The following is a 15,832-nucleotide window of genomic DNA, read 5'->3' on the forward strand; positions in this document are numbered from 1 at the left end:
CGTTTCAAAGATGCACTTCCACCGCCAACGGCAAGTGATCCGACAAATGCGTCCAGGGCTTGTGGCCCAGTATTCGCGGCTCATGACTGCTGGCATTGCGCAGATAAATCCGATCCAGGCGCAGCAGCGGAAAGCGCGCCGGATAGGTTTTCGCCGGGCGACCGAGGTGACGCTCGAAGGCTTCATGCAGATAGTCGCGTCGGGCGAGGGCGGTATTGCCTTGCAGCTGCCAGTCGTTGAAGTCGCCGGCGATAATCACCGGCGCATCATCGGGCAAGGATTCGAGCAGTTGGCACAGTAGCTGGAGCTGCAACTGTCGATGGCTTTCCAGCAGACTCAAGTGCACGCAGATCGCATGCACTTCAGTGTGCCCCGGCACATCCAGTACGCAATGCAGCAGGCCGCGGCGTTCTGGGCCGGTGATCGAGACGTCGAGGTTACGGTGTTCGCGGATCGGGTACTTCGATAACAGGGCATTGCCGTGGTGACCGTTGGGGTAGACCGCGTTACGACCGTAGGCGAAGTCGCTCCACATGCTGTCGGCCAGGAACTCGTATTGTGAGGTCTGCGGCCAATCGTTGTAGCGAGTGGAATGGCGGTCGTGTTCTCCGACGACTTCCTGCAGAAACACCAGGTCCGCCGACGTGCTGCGTACCGCTTCACGCAGTTCCGGGAGAATGAAACGTCGGTTGAGTGCGGTAAAACCCTTGTGGGTGTTGACCGTCAGCACTCTCAGCCGATGAATCGCCGGGGGCGTGTTCAACGGAGATGATTCGACGGCCTGCCACTTGGAATCACTGGTCACGTTCACTCCTCTGAATCAGGACGGGTTATGTATGCGACTGATACAGCGGCGGGCAGTTCAGAGTGATTCGTCGTAAGCAGCCTTCATACCAAAATGTAGCAGCTGTCGAGCTTGCGACAGCTGCTACAGGCTGCTGCCAGCGCTGCGTCAGACGAAGACAATTTCGTACGGCAACCGTATCCGTTCCAGAAGCACCGGGGGCAGCAGCGGGGCGAGGCCGATGGCGGGCTCGCCGTCGAGCTGGCTGGCATAGGCGTGGGTGGCGTGGCTTTTGCGCGCGACGGTCCAGGTGTCCAGGCGAACCTTGCGTGCGCGATGCCACGGGATGAGCCCTCGATCACGCGTTGGCCAGTGCCAGGCCCAGACCGGTACTTCGTTGAACGCCGCCCCGACCATGGCCGCGGCCTTGACGCTGGCCCGGCCGACGGCGTCATGGTCGACAATGCCATCCTCGCGCCAGGTGCTGAACACCACATCCCCGGGGCGTAAATAACGGGCAATGAACTGAGTCATCTGAAATTCCCGTTCAGCCAGCGCGTTGTCGGTGAAGCCACCGCGAATCCATTTGAGGCTGTGCATCGGCAGCCCGAGACGGCGCAAGGCTTCGAGGCTTTCCTGGGGGCGGAACACGCTCAAGCGTTTCTCCGACCACTGTTGCGAGCCCGGATGGCTGGCGCTGCCGTCGGTCATCGAGATTAATTGCAGGGGATGTCCCAGGGCGCTGAGCAACTGCAGCAGGCCGCCGCAGGTCACGACTTCATCGCCAGGGTGTGGGGCAATCACTACAGCGCGTGCGCCGGCGGGAACCAGGGTCTGAGTACTGATGACCGGAATGTTGTCCAGTTGCGGAGCGCTGTTCCAGATTTGTACGGGTAGGCTGCTTTCACTGATGGTGACGGATTTCATGGCTACGTCCTTGTTCTCGTTGATAGCAATGTGCGGCGCTCCAAACCCTGGATTGCCGCGAACAGAGTATTGCTCATGTCACGCTATTCGTCGCCCCGATGTTCTATTCGGCATGTTTTTTCATCCGGGCGGCAGCTAATCCCTGAAGGTCCATTTCACTCTTCTTCCTCGCGCTGCAATTCGAACAGCAGCAGCGAACGGCCAGTGACCGAATATTCGTGCCCGAACTCGAAGCGTTCCTGCCCGCGAATCGACGGTTGATTGGTGTCGATCATGCAGGTCCAGAAACTGCCATCAGGCACTTCCGGAAGCAGGAAATTGACAATGTCGTGATGCGCGTTGACCACCAACAGCAAGGTGGCGTCAGCACCTTTGCGGCGAATGCCGGTTTCTTGAGCACGGCCATCCATCAGCATGCCGAGGCAGCGGCCATGGCCTTCCTCCCATTGTTCGATGGACATTTCGCTGCCATCCGGCGCGAGCCAGGTGACATCCTTGACGCCGATGTCCTCGTTGTAATTGCCCACCAGGAACCGGCCGCGACGCAGGATCGGGTAGGCCAGGCGCAACTTGATCAGTCGTTTGACGAACTTGAGCAGGGCCTTGCCGTCTTCGCTCAGGTCCCAATTGACCCAACCGATCTCGCTGTCCTGGCAATAGGCGTTGTTGTTGCCCTCCTGGGTGCGGGCGAATTCGTCGCCGGCCACCAGCATCGGCGTGCCTTGGGACAGCAGCAGCGTGGCAAAGAAATTGCGCATTTGGCGCTGACGCAGCTCATTGATCTCGGGATCGTCGGTCGGGCCTTCGACGCCGTGGTTCCAGGACAGGTTGTTGTTGCTGCCGTCCTGATTGTTCTCGTCGTTGGCTTCGTTGTGTTTGTCGTTGTACGACACCAGGTCGTTCAGGGTGAAACCGTCATGGGCGGTAACGAAGTTCACTGAGGCGTACGGCCGTCGGCCACGCTGATTGAACATCTCGCCGGAGGCGGTCATGCGACTGGCGAAGTCCGCCAGTTGGCCGTCGTCGCCTTTCCAGAACGCACGCACGGTGTCGCGGAATTTGTCATTCCACTCGACCCAGCCGGGCGGAAAGTTACCGACCTGATAGCCGCCGGGGCCGCAATCCCAGGCTTCTGCAATCATTTTCACCTGGCGCAGCACCGGGTCCTGGCGGCAGGCCACAAGGAAGCTGTGACGTTCGTCGAAGCCATCGTGGTAGCGCCCGAGAATGGTCGCCAGGTCGAAACGGAAACCGTCCACGTGCATTTCCGAGGCCCAGTAGCGCAGGGAGTCGGTGACCATTTGCAGCACGCACGGGTGACTCAGGTCCAGGGTGTTGCCGGTACCGGAATCGTTGATGTAGAAGCGCTTGTCGTCGGGCATCAAGCGGTAGTAAGAGGCGTTGTCGATGCCGCGCATGGACAGGGTCGGGCCTTGTTCGTTGCCCTCGGCGGTGTGGTTGTAGACCACGTCGAGGATCACTTCAAGATTGGCTTCGTGCAGGTGTGCAACCATCTCCTTGAACTCGGCGATCTTGCCGCTGGCCAGGTAACGCGGGTCGGGGGCGAAGAACGCGATGCTGTTGTAGCCCCAGTAATTGGTCATGCCTTTGTGCAACAGATGCTGGTCGTTGACGAAGGCATGAATCGGCAGCAATTCCACGGTCGACACGCCGAGCTTGCGGATGTGTTCCAGCACATCATCGACCATCAACCCGGCGAAGGTGCCGCGCACATTCTCGGGGACGGAGGGGTGACGCATGCTGATACCGCGCACGTGAGTCTCATAAATGATGGTCTTGTCCCACGGCACGCTGACCCGCTGGTCGTGACCCCAGGTGTGGGCGGGGTCGATCACCTTGCACTTGGGCACGAACGGCGCGCTGTCGCGCTCATCGAAACTGAGGTCGGCGTCGGGGTGGCCGATGGTGTAGCCGAACAGCGCTTCGGACCATTTCAACTGGCCGACCAGTTGTTTGGCGTAGGGGTCGATCAGCAGTTTGTTGGGGTTGAAGCGATGACCGTTCGCCGGGTCGTACGGGCCGTAGACACGGTAGCCGTAGATCATCCCCGGATGCGCGTCGGGCAGGTAGCCGTGGTAGATCTCGTCGGTGTATTCCGGCAGTTCGATGCGTTCCAGTTCGACCTCGCCGGCATCATCGAAGATGCACAGCTCGACCTTGGTGGCATTGGCGGAAAACAAGGCGAAGTTGACCCCCAGGCCATCCCAGGTCGCGCCCAGCGGGAAGGGCAAGCCTTCACGGATTCGCGAGGCCTCGAGTTGAGGTTCTGGCGCGGCTTTCTTCGGACTGGTCATAGGTGCTCCTGCAAAGGGGGGACAATTCTTGGCTCTGGTTTTTTTTGAGGGCGAGCGAGCCCTCGGTGGCGAGAAGGCTCGCCACGAGGTCAATCAGGACAAAGGTGAAAGGCGTCAGACAGCGGGCGGCTTACGCGCTGCTCGAGGCTTTTTCTCGCTGGCTTTCTCGCCCGGCGGGATGACCTTGGAGGCAGCGGCGGGCTTGGCTTTGGTTTTTGGCTCCGCCGCCTTGCCATTGGCTTTGCTGGCAGGGGCCTTGGTGGCGGCGGTTTTGCTGGCAGCGGCTTTTGGCGATTTGCTCGGTGCCAGCGCTTCGGCTTCAGCCAGTTTGCGGGCCATCTCCCAGTGGCGAGCGTCCTGGCCCTCGGGTTTTCCTTCCGATTCCCAGATCTGATAGGCGAATTCGCGGATGCGTTTATCGTTAGTACTCATCGAAATGCTCCTGAACTGAACTCAAGTGTGGGTAGTTTGGATAAATAGATTGACCGGGAAATCCCCCAGCCCGTCGCTGATGTTCAGCTCCCTTTGGTGTGTGACTGTTGTGCTTGAAAAAAGTCCCTTCAAATGTTCATCAGGGGCGGTGAACGGTAATTTGATCCGTGTATCGCCCCACAGCGGCGCGTCAATCAGGGGGTGGGCACTGTTTTTCAGCAGTTCGGCGCAGCGTATCGGCACGATCACGATGGCGCGTTTTCCTTCCAGCGAGCGCGCAAATGCGAGCACCCTGTGAGCCTGGCCGCCGACGACTTCAAGGGCTTGATACGTCCCTCGCCGAAACAGCTCGGTGTGCTCGAGCCGCAGGTTCAACACATGAGCGATCAGCGCTTGTTTAATGCGCCCGTCGCGCCAGTCAGCCAACAGCCCGGGCAGTGCCAAGGGCGTCTGCATCGACTGCTGACGGCTGGCGTAATCCACCGGCCGGCGGTTGTCCGGATCGACCAGCGAGAAGTCCCAGTACTCGTTGCCCTGATAAAGATCCGGCACCCCCGGCACGGTCATGCGCAGCAAGGTTTGCGCCAATCCGTTGAGTGCGCCGGGAACGGCGATGCTCTTGGCTGCCTTGCCGAGGGCCGCGCGCAACGGTTCACCTTCGGGGCTCAGAAGCAGATGTTGCAGGAATTGGTGAACCGCGTGTTCGTAAGCCTCGTTCGGCGCGCTCCAGCTGCTTTGCAACTTGGCTTCGCGCAAGGCTTTCTGTTGCCACTGCCACACCCGTTGAGTGTAGTTCTCCAGCGCTGCTTGATCGTCACTGTGCAAATCGAGCGGCCAGCTGCCGAGGATCGCTTGATAGAGGATCAACTCATCGCCCGCCGTCGGCATCTGGTCGTCGTCGCGCAAGGGACGGGCGAGGGCCTGCCAGAGCGGTACTTGCTCGGCGTACCAGGCACTGCGCTCGCTCAGCACCGCCAGGCGCGCGCGGGTGTCTTCGCCGCGTTTGTGGTCGTGGGTCGCGGTGGCCAGCAAATTATCGGGAAACTCGTCGAGACGGTTGACGCAAGCCGCATGGAAGTCGGCTACCGGCGCGCTGAACTGTTCGGTGTTGAAGCCCACGTCATTGCGCGACAACAATGTCGCCGAACGATAGAACGCAGTGTCCTCCACGGCCTTCGCCGCCGCCGGCGACGTCAGTTGCTGAAAACGCACACAGGCATGCTTGAGCATCTTGCGCGGCCGGCCCAGCGGGCGTTTGCGCCATGATTCACCGCCCAGCCAGCGGGCCAGGCAATCGAGCACCGGCCAGTCGGCCTCGCCGAGGGTAAGCCTCGCACCGTTCATGGCTTGCTGGAAAAACACATCGTCTTCAGCCGTACGCCCACGGGGGGTGATGTAGGTGCGGTACACCGGGAAATGCACGATCAGTTCCTGCAACGCCCGACGAATCGCACCGAGGGTCAGGTCGCGGGTCATCAGGTCATCCCGGGCCACTTGCAACAGGGCCTGGGCGACGCTTTCGAAGTCTCCGGCGAGGGAACCGTTGAGAATCTGCTGGCGGGCCAATTGCGCTTCCTGACGGAAATCGGCGGGCCGTTCGCTGTAGCGATTCCACAGTTCGGCCAACGTGTCGGCACCTTCGGGAGCGTGTTGCAGCAGCGACAGCTGATTCATGAACTCGTAACCCGTGGTGCCATCCACCGACCAGTCACGGTGCAGGGTTTCACCTTCGCCGAGGATCTTCTCGACGTAGATCGGCAGGTGCCGATCCGGCGACAGGCTGTCGACCCGTCGCCGCAGTTTGCGGCAGTAACCCCGAGGGTCGGCGAGACCGTCGATGTGGTCGATGCGCAGACCGTCAACCAGACCTTCGGCCACCAGCTCGAAGATTTTTGCATGGGTGGCTTCGAACACGGCGGGGCGTTCGACCCGCAGGCCGCCCAGTTCGTTGACATCGAAAAAACGCCGCCAGTTGATGTCATCTGCCGCCGTGCGCCAACTGGCCAGGCGATAGCTTTGGCGTTCAAGCAACTGGTGCAGGCGCTGGAAACCTTCGGCGGTGAGCGAGTCGTAAGCGCTGAGGTTTTGCTGGATGGCCTGCAGAATCGCCGGATCGCTGGCCAGTTCACGCAACTCTGTTTTCAGCGGCATCGCCAGGCTGTGAGCGTCGGTCTGGTAGCTCAAGGTGCTGAAACGGTCTGCCAGCGACTTGAGCGATTCGGCGCTCAGTGGGTCATCGGTCCTGAGCAGTTCGCCGTAATTCGTCGGGCAGATCGGGAAGTGATGCTCATAGTGCGCGACATAAAACGCGCCCTTTTGCGCATCGAAACGCAGGGGCAGGGTGCCGTCCTGCAAGGCGATGCCGTAGTCGCTGCCGAGGAAGGGCAGCAACAACTGACCTTCCATCAACGGGTCGGGCGAATGCCACTGGATATCGAAGAACTCGCCGTAAGGGCTCAGGCGTCCCCATTCCAGCAAATCCTGCCACCAGGGATTATCGCCACCGCCGACGGCCATGTGGTTGGAGACGATGTCGAGGATCAGCCCCATGTTCAGCTCGCGCAATGCGCTGACCAAACGCCGCAGTGCCGCTTCGCCGCCCAGCTGCGGGTTGACCGTGGTCGGGTCCACGACGTCGTAGCCGTGCATGGAACCGGCACGAGCACTCAGTAGCGGTGACGCATAGACATGGCTGATGCCGAGGCTGGCGAAGTACGGCACCAGCGGCACCGCATCGTCCAGCGTGAAGTCTTTATGGAACTGCAGCCGCAGGGTCGCCCGCAGCGGTTGGATAAGCGTTTGCTTCATTGGTCACGCTCGGCCGCCTGCAGCCGCGCACAGGCGAGCAGTTCCAGACGTCGGGCGGCGTCCGGGTCATCGAGCAAGGCTTCACTGTCGCCGGGCAGGCGTCGGGACCAGTTGGGGTGCGTGTCGGTGGTGCCGGGCAGGTTGGCCTGCTGCTCGATGCCCAGGGCATCTTCCAGCGGCAGCAACACCAAGGGCGCACGGGTATGACCGAGGAAACGTATCGCGGCGTCGAGCACCTGATCGGTTTCATGGGACTCGTCGCGAAAGTTCTGCGGGTCCTCGCTCAACACCCGGCGCAGGCCTTCACGCTCGCGTTCGCGGTGATGGCGCCATTCGATTTCACCCGGGGCGTTGACCAGGCCCAGTCGGGCGTTCCAGTCGATATCGCGGCCATGCCACCAGCCATTGAGCGTCGGCAGGTCATGGGTGCTGGTAGTCGCCAGGGCGTTGTCTGGCCAGTCGAGAATCGGCTTGAAGTGCGCGTTGTCCTGTTCGAACAGCAGCACGCGCATACCCAGGATCGAGCGTGCGATGAGCTTTTCTCGCAGACCGTCAGCCACGGTGCCGAGGTCTTCACCGAGGACGATGGCCTGATGGCGATGGGACTCGAGGGTCAGCAAACGCAGCAGGTCGTCCACCGGGTAATAGAGGTAGGCGCCGTCGGCGGGTGACGCGCCATTGGGGATCACCCACAGCCGTTGCAGGCCCATGACGTGATCGATGCGCAGGCCACCGGCGTGGGCAAAATTGGCGCGGAGCATTTCGATGAAGGCACGAAAGCCGTTGCGGACCAGACCTTCGGGCGAGAATGCGGAAATCCCCCAGCCCTGACCGGTGCGGTTGAGAATGTCCGGTGGTGCACCCACGGTCAGCGAGGCGAGCAACTCGTCCTGACGACTCCAGGCCTGACTGCCACCGCCATCGGCACCCACCGCCAGATCGGCGATCAGGCCAATGCTCATGCCAGCGCCTCGGGCGGCGGTTTGAGCGCGTTCCAGGCAGCGTGTGATCAGCCATTGGCAGAAGGCGAAGAAGCCGATGCGCCCGGCGTTCTCTTCGGCGAATTCGGCCAGGGCCGCGCTGCGCGGGTTTTGCCATTGCTCGGGCCAATGCCGCCAGTCGAGACTTTCACCCTTGGCGGCGCGGGCTTCTTGAATGGCTTCAAAGCGGCAGTGGTTTTCCAGGGCTTCGCCAGCGGCGTGGCGGAAGCTGCTGAAATCGGCATGCAACGGGTGTTCGCCCTGGACAAAGCCTTCGTACAACGCTTGCAACAGACGATGTTTGGCTTCGGCTGCCACCGGCCAATCAATCAACGGCGAGGCTTCAAGGTGCTTGAGTTCTGCCGCCAGGCCGGTTGCATCAATCGCGGTACGCAATGCTCGATCGCCCAGGATGGCGCCGGGTGCGGCGTACAGGCTGTTGAGAAACAAACGGCTGGAAGGCGAATACGGGCTGTAACGCTGGGTGTCGCTGCCGAACATCGCATGCAGCGGACTGATCGCCAGCGCTTCGGCACCGCGTTCGCCGGCCACCCGGGCCAGGTCTTCCAGCGCTTGGGTATCGCCGAAACCGCCATCGCCCGGACGACGCAGCGAATACAGCTGCACGCTCAGGCCCCAGGCACGGGGGATCGGGCTGTCGACGGCATCGCCGACGCTGTAGCAGCGAGCCGGTGCAACGGCCAGCGTAAATGCCTGTCCGTCGATGCTGACGTGTTGATAACCGACCGGGATCAGACCGGGCAACACCGCCTCGGCGTCCAGTTTCAAATGAAGTCGCGAGCCATCCTCAAGGTGGATCTCGCACGGTGTTTCGGGCTCAAAATAATGCGCCAGGCTGAGGCCGACTCCGAAGTCTGCGGTCAGCAGCGGTGGCAGGTGTCGGGTTTGTTGCACCTGCTGCAGTTCTTGCAGGCTGGCGTCGATTTCCTGAGCGCTGCCGGCCGGGTGGCCGAGTCCGGTAAGGACGTTGCGTAACACTGATGGAGCGACTTTCTGTGGGCGGCCGTTGGCGTCGATCCAGTCGACTGCCAGGCCTGCTCGGCTGGCCAGTATTTCCAGTTGCGCATCGCTCATTGGCGCTCTCCATCCGGGGGTAGCAAAGGGGCTGCGGCCGTGAGGTTGACTAGCGCGCAATACGGGGCAAGCGTGCCCTGATCCAACAGGCCGGCTGACTGTGGCGGGTATTCGAACAACAACAACGAAGCGTCGGCCTGTGGGGAGTGGACCACAGGCGTGTCGCTGAGGTTCAGGTCAATGCGCAGCTGACTGCCATCGCCCAGTCGCCAGCGCGCCGTTACCGCGCCTGTGGCCAGCACCTCGGCGCCCAATGCTTGCGCACCGGGCAGGCGGGGGATGATCTGCTGATGGCGGATCTGCAACAGTTGGCGATACAGGTCGTGCATGGCGGATTGTCGGGTTGATGTCAGCTCGGGGCGTGAAGCCTCAAAGGTCTGGCGCGCGTTGGGGTCGGGAATCTGCTCGCGTGTGTGCGGATCAGCAAACGCGCTGAACGCTGCAAACTCGTTACGGCGTCCTTCGCGGACCAACTCCGCCAGGTCACCGTGATGGCTGGTGAAGAACAGGAACGGTTGCTCGGCGGCGAACTCGTCGCCCATGAACATCAGCGGGATCATCGGTGACAACAGCAGCAATGCGGTGGCGGCCTTGAGCGCATCGGGGTTGGCCAATTGATGTAATCGTTCGCCCAAGGCGCGGTTGCCGATCTGGTCGTGATTTTGCAGAAACAGCACGAAAGCACTCGGCGGCAAATGACCGCTGGGCTCACCGCGGATTGTACCGTGACGGGTGACGTGGCCCTGAAACACGAAGCCCTGGCTCAGGCAACGTGCCAGTTGTTCGGTGGGGTTTTGCGCGTAGTCGGCGTAATAGGCGTCGGTTTCGCCGGTCAGCAGCACGTGCAAGGCGTTGTGGCCGTCGTCGTTCCACTGCGCGTCGAAGCCTTCTTCGAGCAGGCTGGCCTGGTTGTGTTCGTTTTCAACGGTCAGCCACACATGCCTGGCTGGATCGGTTTGCTGGCGAACCTTTTGCGCCAGCTCCCGAAGAAAGTCCGGGTCTTCGATGGCGTGAACCGCGTCCAGGCGCAAGCCATCGAAGCGGTACTCCAGCAACCACATCAACGCATTGTCGATGAAGAAGTCCCGCACCTCGCGTCGCCGGAAGTCGATCGCCGCACCCCACGGGGTGTGCTTGTCTTCGCGGAAGAAGCCCTTGGCGTAGCGATGCAGGTAATTGCCGTCCGGGCCGAAGTGGTTGTAAACCACGTCGAGAATCACCGCCAGGCCATGGCCGTGGGCGGTGTCGATCAGATGTTTGAGTTGTTCGGGAGTGCCGTAGGAGGCTTGGGGCGCGTAGGGCAGAACCCCGTCGTAACCCCAATTGCGATCACCGGGGAACTGCGCCAGCGGCATCAATTCGATCGCGCTGATGCCCAGCTCCACGAGGCGTGCCAGGTGCTGCTCGACTTCGCTGAAGCCGCCGAGCGCACCGACGTGCAATTCGTAGATCACCGCCTCATTCCACGGCCGCCCGAGCCAGGCGCTGTGTTGCCATTGATAGGCAAGTGGGTCGACCACCACGCTGTGGCGGTCGATATCACCGGCCTGCGCGCGGGAGGCCGGGTCGGGCACCTCCAGTTCGCCGTCGATGTTGTAGCGGTAACGCGTGCCGGCGGGGCAGCGGGTATTGATCACGAACCAACCATCTGCCTGAGGCAGGAGTGGCAAGGACTGTCCATCTTCCAGTTCGACACTGACGTAAAACGCATCTGGCGCCCACAAGGCAAAACGCGTGTGTTCTGCGTCCAGCATGATTGCGCCGTGGGGCCAGGTCTCAAGGGTCCGTAACGGCATCTTTGAAAACCTCTTAATGTTTGCCCGATTTGCCCAGCGCCTTGGTCACCAGTTTTTCGTAGAGTTCGGCGTACGGTTCGACTGCCTTGCACCAGTTGAAAGGCGCGGCCATGGCTCGGCAGCGCATGGCATTGAGCAGGTCGGGGAAGGCAAAAACCTTGAAGGCCCGGCTCAGGGCTTCCTCGTAACTTTCAGCCGTGGATTCGTCGAACAGGAAACCGGTCACGCCGTTTTCAATGGTGTCGGCCAAACCACCGGTGTTGCGTGCCACCGGCAACGAACCGAAGCGCTGGGCGTACATCTGGCTCAGGCCGCAAGGCTCGTAACGCGAAGGCATCAGCAGGAAATCACTGCCGGCGAACATGCGACGGGCGTCGGTTTCGTTGAAACCGATGCGCACGCCGATCTGGCCTGGAAAACGCAGGGCCAGTTCACGCATGGCTTGTTCTTCTTCCGGCTCGCCACGACCGATGATCGCGATCTGTCCGCCCGATTTGACGATGTACTCGGAGACGGCTTCGGTCAGGTCCAGGCCTTTCTGATAGACCAGTCGCGACACCACAGCGAACAGCGGACCTTCGGAATCTTCCAGGCCGAACAGCTTACGCACGTGGGCGGCGTTGACCGCTTTGCCTTCCCAATCGCCAATTTTGAAGGGGCAGAACAGGTGCGGGTCGGTGGCCGCGTCCCAGCTTTCATCGATGCCATTGGGGATACCACTGAGCAGACCTTGCTGGGTCTTGGCGGCAAGAAAACCGTCGAGACCGCAGCCGAAGGCCGGGGTGGTGATTTCCTGGGCATAGGTGGCGCTGACGGTCGTGATGTGGCTCGAATAAGCCATGCCGGCCTTGAGGAACGACATCTTGCCGTAGAACTCCATGCCTTCCTGTTGCAAGGCATGCATGGGAATACCCAGTTCCGGGCACGACCCAAGACTGGTCACGCCCTGATAGGCGAGGTTATGAATGGTGAACAGCGTCGGGGTGCGCTGTCCACGCCAGTGCATGTAAGCGGGTGCCAGACCGGCAGGCCAGTCATGGGCATGCACCAGGTCCGGGCACCAGTGAATTTGTGCAAGGTTGGCGGCGATATCGGCGGCGGCCAGGCCCAGACGGGCGAAACGAATGTGGTTGTCCGGCCAGTCGCGGCCGTTGTTGGCGCCGTAAGGCGAACCCTCGCGCTCGTAGAGTTCGGGGCAGATTAATACGTAAATGACCAGACCGTCGGGCATGTCCATGCGCCCGATCTTGCAGGGAGGCAACGCGGCGTGACCACCGAGCTCGCCAATGATATGAATCGGGTTTTCGCTGTGCAGCACTTGCGGGTAACCGGGGATCAACACTCGCACATCATGCAAATGAGCCATGGCTCGCGGCAGCGCTGCGGAAACGTCGCCCAGACCACCGGTTTTCACCAGATCGGCGATCTCCGAGGTGACGAACAGCACTTTCTTCTTGTTGGGGTTCTGACTGGCCACCGGTGCCAGCGTCTTGGTGCCGGGGACGCTGATCGATTGGTGACTGGGGGCACTCACGGCGCTCGTTTCGCCGACTTGCTGATGAGCACGTTCTCCCTGAATATCTAAAGCCGCACTGATCATATGAATCTCCCGTGTTGTTGATCTAATTCTTAGGTCTGGCACAAACGGTGTTTCGTGGCCAATTCCTGTGGCCGGGCGCAAACGCGCTACGCATCGGTGAGCAAGCGCTGCCAATGCGATGAAGCAGAATGGCTGGAGAGATCGTTGCAAGGATTGCACCAGTCGCAACGCACCTCCTTTTAAGCTGACCCGTCACGACCGGCAAAAGTTTCGACTTTCTTTCCGCTTTGTGACCGGTCGGTTTTGCCCCGCGGAACTGAGTCTAGGCCAGAACTTAGAGCGGGGGAGGCCATATGGCAAAATTGTTCGACAATCGGTTTAAAGAGGTACGGACGTACCGCTTGGAGGGGGAAACGCACCGACGAAGGGCATGTTTTTTTGCAGTTCTGCCACAAAAAATATTCGGAATGTCACATGAGTGTGCGAGATACAGCCATGTTCGCGCACTGTTGTGGTGCGTAGCTGACAAGTCCCGTCTTTGGCCGAACCGCTGCCTTACAGCCGGCCATGTTGCCTTGTTATAGTCCGGACCTCATTTTCTGCCCGGTAAAAGGATCACTGCCATGTCTCAGTACACTGCGTTCACCGTCGAACTGGCCGATAAGATCGCCCATGTGCAGATCAACCGGCCGGAAAAGATCAATTCGATGAACGCCGCGTTCTGGAGTGAGATCATCGAGATTTTCCAGTGGATTGAGGACACCGACGAAGTCCGGGTGGTGGTCCTCAGTGGTGCGGGCAAGCATTTTTCTTCCGGCATCGACCTGATGATGCTGGCCGGCGTGGCCAATGAACTGGGCAAGGACGTGGGCCGTAACGCGCGCCTGTTGCGCCGCAAGATCCTCGCCCTGCAAGCGTCTTTCAATGCCGTCGACAATTGCCGCAAGCCGGTACTGGCGGCGATTCAGGGTTATTGCCTGGGCGGCGCCATTGATTTGATTGCGGCTTGCGACATGCGTTACGCCGCCGAAGACGCACAATTCTCGATCAAGGAAATCGACATCGGCATGGCCGCCGATGTTGGCACTTTGCAACGCTTGCCGCGGATCATTGGTGACGGCATGCTGCGTGAACTGGCTTACACTGGTCGCACGTTCGGTGCCGAGGAAGCGCGTGGCATGGGCCTGGTCAATCGCGTTTACAGCGACACCGCCAGCCTGCTCGACGGTGTCATGGGCATAGCCCGCGAGATCGCCAGCAAGTCGCCGATTGCGATCACCGGCACCAAAGAGATGATCAGCTACATGCGCGATCATCGCATCGATGACGGCCTCGAATACGTCGCCACCTGGAACGCCGCCATGCTGCAATCCACCGATCTGCGCGTGGCCATGGCCGCCCATATGAGCAAACAGAAACCCGAATTTCTGGACTGATTAAAAATGACTTCACGCTGGACCACTGCAGTACTGGACACCGACCAACCCGGCGGCTGGGCCGTGGCGCGTAGCCCCGAAGGCTTTCTGTTCGATGACAATGGCGCGCTGTTCCCCCGCGAATGGCTCAAGCGTCAGGACCTGTCGATCCTCGCCGAACATGGCATTGGTCACCTGGACGGCGAACCGGTCTATTTATTGGAGCTGCGCAGTCACAGCGAGGTGCCGGGCTGCAACTGGAAAGGTCTGCGGGCGTTCATGCTCGAAGGCGACCATACGGTTTACAGGATGCTCGGTTATGCCGCGCAAATCGGCACCTGGGCCCGCGAACACCGCTTTTGCGGTAACTGCGGGCAGGCGATGACCCAAGTGACCCGGGAACGGGCGATGTATTGCGAGCCGTGTGATTTACGCAGCTACCCGCGGATTTCGCCGAGCATGATCGTACTGGTGACCCGGGGCGATGAAGTCCTGCTGGCGCGTTCGCCGCGCTTTGTCACCGGGGTCTACAGCACACTGGCAGGGTTTGCCGAACCGGGCGAGTCGGCCGAAGACTGCCTGATTCGCGAAGTCCGCGAAGAAGTGCAGATCGAGGTCAAGAACATCCAGTACATGGGCAGCCAGTGCTGGCCGTTCCCGCATTCGATGATGCTGGGTTTCCATGCCGAATACGCCGGCGGCGAGATCGTGTGCCAGGAAGACGAGATCGAAGACGCCCAGTGGTTCAACGTTCATGAGCTGCCGCCGTTGCCGGCGTCACGCTCGATTGCCCGTTACCTGATCGACGTCTATGTGGCGCGGCGCTTAGGCCACGCTGAACCAGTGTTGCCAGGCTAACCGCACGGTCAAGCCCAGCACCACAGTGATGAACACCGGGCGAATGAACTTCGCACCGCCGCTGATGGCGGTGCGAGCCCCGAAGAACGCCCCGATCATCACCGACAGGCCCATGCTCAGGCCGATGATCCAGTCCACTTGCCCGGAAAACACGAACACCGACAGTGCCGCAATGTTGCTGACGAAGTTCATGCTGCGCGCCACGCCGCTGGCCTTCACCAGGTCGATGGGGTACATCAGCATCGTGCTGACGGTCCAGAATGCGCCCGTGCCGGGACCGGCCACGCCGTCGTAAAAACCCAGGCCGAAGCCTTGGGTCGATTGCCACTTTTTCTTGATCGGTGCGTCGCTGTCCAGCGGCGCTTTCGGCGTGCCACCAAACAACAGATAGACGCCGCAGGCGAAAACGATCACCGGGAGCATCTTGTTCAGCCATTCCGCCGGCAGGTAGTGAGCGACCACGGCACCGGTCAGCGCGCCCACCAGCGTGCCGACAATGGCGTGCATCCACTGCCTGGGATGGAACAGCTTGCGTCGGTAGAAGGTGAAACTGGCGGTGGCCGAGCCGAACGTCGAACTGAGCTTGTTGGTGCCCAGCACCAGATGCGGTGGCAGGCCTGCGGTCAGCAGCGCCGGAGTGGTCAACAGACCACCACCGCCGGCAATGGCGTCAATGAAACCGGCAATGAAAGCGACGAGAGCCAGAATGGCCAGGGTGGTGAGGTCAACACTGAGTTCGAAAGGCATGGAATCGGCTTATTCGGCGGGGTGCAGGACAGGGCTGCGGGGAAGGGCCGATATCTTACCCATATCCAACTTCTGCGGCGACCGCTCTGGCCTCATCGCGAGCAGGCTCACTCCCACAGGGGATTTGCGGCGTTG

Annotated in this window: 11 protein-coding genes; 2 read left to right on the top strand and 9 right to left on the bottom strand. The window is 61.0% G+C overall.

The features are described from left to right. Window positions 1–4: 4 nt before the first annotated feature. The 8 genes from KW848_RS00385 to glgA all read right to left on the bottom strand — a co-directional run bounded on the left by KW848_RS00385 (window position 5) and on the right by glgA (window position 12,737). Window positions 5–805 (bottom strand): endonuclease/exonuclease/phosphatase family protein, encoded by an 801-nt coding sequence (locus tag KW848_RS00385; RefSeq protein ID WP_111451586.1) that lies wholly within the window; start codon window positions 803–805, stop codon window positions 5–7. A 147-nt stretch (window positions 806–952) separates the two neighbouring features. Then, on the bottom strand, window positions 953–1,711 hold the full coding sequence (locus tag KW848_RS00390; RefSeq protein ID WP_111451587.1) for a PIG-L deacetylase family protein: 759 nt from the start codon (window positions 1,709–1,711) through the stop codon (window positions 953–955). Window positions 1,712–1,866: 155 nt separating this feature from the next. Continuing rightward, window positions 1,867–4,026, bottom strand: a complete 2,160-nt coding sequence (gene glgX, locus KW848_RS00395) for a glycogen debranching protein GlgX (protein ID WP_218534668.1) — start codon at window positions 4,024–4,026, stop codon at window positions 1,867–1,869. Between the two features lie 114 nt (window positions 4,027–4,140). Then, window positions 4,141–4,458, bottom strand: a complete 318-nt coding sequence (locus tag KW848_RS00400; protein ID WP_192409421.1) for a DUF2934 domain-containing protein — start codon at window positions 4,456–4,458, stop codon at window positions 4,141–4,143. 21 nt (window positions 4,459–4,479) lie between these two features. After that, the gene (locus tag KW848_RS00405) at window positions 4,480–7,266 is read right to left on the bottom strand and encodes a malto-oligosyltrehalose synthase (protein ID WP_218534669.1); all 2,787 of its coding nucleotides are present in this window, start codon (window positions 7,264–7,266) and stop codon (window positions 4,480–4,482) included. Further along, the gene (malQ, locus tag KW848_RS00410; protein ID WP_218534670.1) at window positions 7,263–9,341 is read right to left on the bottom strand and encodes a 4-alpha-glucanotransferase; all 2,079 of its coding nucleotides are present in this window, start codon (window positions 9,339–9,341) and stop codon (window positions 7,263–7,265) included. The genes KW848_RS00405 and malQ overlap by 4 nt, the downstream gene beginning before the upstream one ends. Then, window positions 9,338–11,137 (bottom strand): malto-oligosyltrehalose trehalohydrolase, encoded by a 1,800-nt coding sequence (gene treZ, locus KW848_RS00415; protein ID WP_218534671.1) that lies wholly within the window; start codon window positions 11,135–11,137, stop codon window positions 9,338–9,340. The genes malQ and treZ overlap by 4 nt, the downstream gene beginning before the upstream one ends. 13 nt (window positions 11,138–11,150) lie before the next feature. After that, complete coding sequence (glgA, locus tag KW848_RS00420) at window positions 11,151–12,737, bottom strand: glycogen synthase GlgA (RefSeq protein ID WP_218534672.1); 1,587 nt, start codon at window positions 12,735–12,737, stop codon at window positions 11,151–11,153. A 563-nt stretch (window positions 12,738–13,300) separates the two neighbouring features. On the opposite strand from glgA, the gene KW848_RS00425 reads away from it, so the two are divergent. Continuing rightward, complete coding sequence (locus KW848_RS00425) at window positions 13,301–14,113, top strand: crotonase/enoyl-CoA hydratase family protein (RefSeq protein ID WP_218534673.1); 813 nt, start codon at window positions 13,301–13,303, stop codon at window positions 14,111–14,113. A gap of 6 nt (window positions 14,114–14,119) precedes the next feature. After that, window positions 14,120–14,950: an NAD(+) diphosphatase gene (gene nudC / locus KW848_RS00430; RefSeq protein WP_111451595.1), complete on the top strand. Its 831-nt coding sequence runs from the start codon at window positions 14,120–14,122 to the stop codon at window positions 14,948–14,950. Here nudC and KW848_RS00435 read toward each other — a convergent pair. Next, complete coding sequence (locus KW848_RS00435; RefSeq protein WP_192409418.1) at window positions 14,918–15,697, bottom strand: TSUP family transporter; 780 nt, start codon at window positions 15,695–15,697, stop codon at window positions 14,918–14,920. The genes nudC and KW848_RS00435 overlap by 33 nt on opposite strands. Window positions 15,698–15,832: the final 135 nt, after the last annotated feature.

Origin of the sequence: Pseudomonas sp. PDM25 (assembly GCF_019219045.1) — a bacterium.
GTDB lineage: Bacteria > Pseudomonadota > Gammaproteobacteria > Pseudomonadales > Pseudomonadaceae > Aquipseudomonas.

Excerpts from the sequence above, each read along its gene's own strand:
- KW848_RS00405 (WP_218534669.1), bottom strand. The coding sequence starts at position 7,266 with ATGAAGCAAACGCTTATCCAACCGCTGCGGGCGACCCTGCGGCTGCAG.
- KW848_RS00435 (WP_192409418.1), bottom strand. The coding sequence starts at position 15,697 with ATGCCTTTCGAACTCAGTGTTGACCTCACCACCCTGGCCATTCTGGCT.
- nudC (WP_111451595.1), top strand. The coding sequence starts at position 14,120 with ATGACTTCACGCTGGACCACTGCAGTACTGGACACCGACCAACCCGGC.
- malQ (WP_218534670.1), bottom strand. The coding sequence starts at position 9,341 with ATGAGCGATGCGCAACTGGAAATACTGGCCAGCCGAGCAGGCCTGGCA.
- KW848_RS00425 (WP_218534673.1), top strand. The coding sequence starts at position 13,301 with ATGTCTCAGTACACTGCGTTCACCGTCGAACTGGCCGATAAGATCGCC.
- glgA (WP_218534672.1), bottom strand. The coding sequence starts at position 12,737 with ATGATCAGTGCGGCTTTAGATATTCAGGGAGAACGTGCTCATCAGCAA.
- glgX (WP_218534668.1), bottom strand. The coding sequence starts at position 4,026 with ATGACCAGTCCGAAGAAAGCCGCGCCAGAACCTCAACTCGAGGCCTCG.
- KW848_RS00390 (WP_111451587.1), bottom strand. The coding sequence starts at position 1,711 with ATGAAATCCGTCACCATCAGTGAAAGCAGCCTACCCGTACAAATCTGG.
- KW848_RS00400 (WP_192409421.1), bottom strand. The coding sequence starts at position 4,458 with ATGAGTACTAACGATAAACGCATCCGCGAATTCGCCTATCAGATCTGG.
- treZ (WP_218534671.1), bottom strand. The coding sequence starts at position 11,137 with ATGCCGTTACGGACCCTTGAGACCTGGCCCCACGGCGCAATCATGCTG.